Genomic DNA, 2,244 nt, shown 5'->3' with positions numbered 1-2,244 from the left:
CCTTGGGCCGTCATGTTCGCCTTGTAGCCGGCCTCCGGGAACGAGCGGAAATAGGCCAGGATTTGCACAATCTGGCCTCGATTCATGTTGCCGTAGCTGTCAAGCTTGGCGCCATTGCCGGGCACGATGCGGTAGCCAGGTGGCAGCGCACCCACCGACTGCATGGCGCGCTCGAAGCGCTTCATGGGCCGCGTACCGCCTTTGATCTGCGGCGCCAGGTAGGTGGCCGCCGGCGTCGCCTTGGCGGCGAAGTCCTTCAGCTTGACCTCTGCGCTAAGGTTGGTCTTGGTGGCCGGCCGCACGAAAAGGCTCGACAAGGTGTAGGGCGTCGGGCTGCGGAAAATGTCCCGCATTTCGTGCTTGAGATTGGCGCTGGCCAGCTGGGCCGTGCGCGTCAATGCCACGCGCGTGGCGAACTGCACCTGCTTTGTCCCGGCATCGGCAAACGCCGTCAACTGGCGGATGGCTGGGGCCACGTTTATGGTCATGCGCGCATCCCCAGTTCGCGCTCAGCGCATTCGATGACGAAAATGCTGAACTCCATGCCCGCCTTCTTGCGTTCCATGATGCGCCGGGCCCAGCGCCTGCCGTCGCCTTGGCCGGCATCGCCCAGGGCCTTGAGCTTGAACTCGCCGATCAGTTGCTGTGCCTTGCGGCTCGACATCATCGTCTTGCCGGGCGCGGGCAGTGCGATCGGGTCTAGTGCTGGAATCGGTGCGATCTCTTCGCGCTCCAACTCGGCAGCGAGTGCCGCTTCCCACCGCGGCCGCAGCACGGCATAGGTGCTGTGCGCGCAATCGAAGGCACCCAGCTTGCGCCAGGCCCAGAACACGGCCGGCGACGACCACACGTTCGGCTCGCCGCGGTCGCGCAGCGCGCCTTGCTCCAGCGCTTCGTGGAACGCCACCGACGGGTCGATGGGCGGGCGGCACAGCGCGAGGAACTCCGGTAGCGTCGGTGGCCAGGCCCGTGTGTCCAGCCGCTCGACGCCGCGCGTCAACTCGGCCGTTGTCAGCACGAACAGCTTTTGCGCCCAGTGACGCTTGATCCCGACGGGATCGATGCCTTTCCACTGGTCTGCGAATTTCACGCCATAGCTGAACGCCATCTTGTTGAACAGCGCCGTGACCCACTTTTCCGGGATCGCCTTCTCAGGCCAGGCAAGCGCCTGCTCTTCCAGGGGTGATGTCGATAATGTTGTTTGGTCGTTCATTTTTTTGTGGTCCGCTTCCTGTCAATCCATCAAGGGTTTCCTGCCGTGCCTGATCGCGTACTGTCGCCGTGCTGCGTGGTGCTGCCCGTGCTGGCGGCAGGGCTCCGGCCACCTGCATGGCCTTGGTCTCGCTTGCCCAACGCTTCAAGATGCTCACCACGTAACCGATGCCGATGCCACCGTTCGGTTTGGACTTTTTCGCCTCGGCGCATGCCGCGAGCGCCGTATCGACGCTGATACCTTGCTCGACCAATGCCAGCAGTCGGGGATCTGCTGGCTGCGTTGGCATGCCTGCCTTGCGAAACGCAATACTCAGCTCGACCGCCGTAGCCGCGCCCGCGCGGTCTATGCTCAGTGTTGGCTGTGCTGGGGGGTGGTTCTGATTTTGGTTTTGGTTTTGGTTTTGGTTTTGGTTTTGGTTGGCACCATCGCGCACTGTTCCCGCACTGTTCGCGAACTGTTCGGGAACAGTGCTTGTACTTTGAGCATGCTGCTGTTGCACAAAATCCAGCGTGCTTTGCCCGGCTGCCGCGAGTTCAGCGGCCAGTCGCGCCGCCTCTTCGCGCTTTTTCTTCGCTGCCTTGCCACCAGCACTGCTGGCCTCCAAGCCTTCGTAGTACGCCTGGATCTGTGCCTCAGCATCAGCATCCACCCAGCCGGCATCGGTCAGGACGAAAAAGTCTTCCAGCACATTTTGCGCAGCGGCGATTTCTTCGGGCATGCTGACGCGCAGCAGGCGGAACAGCCTGCCGGTGTCGGCAAGCAGTGGCGCTTCCTTATCGAAATATAGGTCGCGCATGTCGCGGTAGATGCCGCGCTCCAGGCGAGACAAATGCAGCGTGCGCGTATTGAAATCGCCGATGTGATGCGGGTAGTAATTCATGAGTGACGATTACCCTGGTCCTTGAAAACTACTATTTTCAGTTTCTTTTTCACAATAAATTTCCCAGCAGTAACAAATAGGGCGAAAAAGAGCCGGCCTTCATAATCAGGCCGGCCATGTAAGTCGGTGTTATCGCTGCCGCGCCGGG

General features: G+C 61.4%; 2 protein-coding genes and 1 pseudogene. All 3 read right to left on the bottom strand.

Translation table 11 applies throughout. The features are described from left to right. Positions 1-488, bottom strand: a pseudogene (locus AC0V2Y_RS26995) (hypothetical protein); the annotation flags it as partial. Next, on the bottom strand, positions 485-1,213 hold the full coding sequence (locus AC0V2Y_RS26990) for a hypothetical protein (RefSeq protein WP_475418031.1): 729 nt from the start codon (positions 1,211-1,213) through the stop codon (positions 485-487). The pseudogene AC0V2Y_RS26995 and the gene AC0V2Y_RS26990, both read right to left, overlap by 4 nt. Continuing rightward, entirely contained in the window at positions 1,152-2,096 is a 945-nt protein-coding gene (locus AC0V2Y_RS26985; RefSeq protein WP_475418030.1) for a YdaU family protein, read from the bottom strand. Before AC0V2Y_RS26985 ends, AC0V2Y_RS26990 begins: the two co-directional genes overlap by 62 nt. Positions 2,097-2,244 lie beyond the last annotated feature (148 nt).

This window comes from Janthinobacterium sp. BHSEK, assembly GCF_056174685.1.
Note: the sequence above shows the minus strand (reverse complement) of the source record. Positions and strands in the feature narration are given on the sequence as shown.

Coding starts and splice junctions, on each gene's coding strand:
- AC0V2Y_RS26990 (WP_475418031.1), bottom strand. CDS start 1,213: ATGAACGACCAAACAACATTATCGACATCACCCCTGGAAGAGCAGGCG.
- AC0V2Y_RS26985 (WP_475418030.1), bottom strand. CDS start 2,096: ATGAATTACTACCCGCATCACATCGGCGATTTCAATACGCGCACGCTG.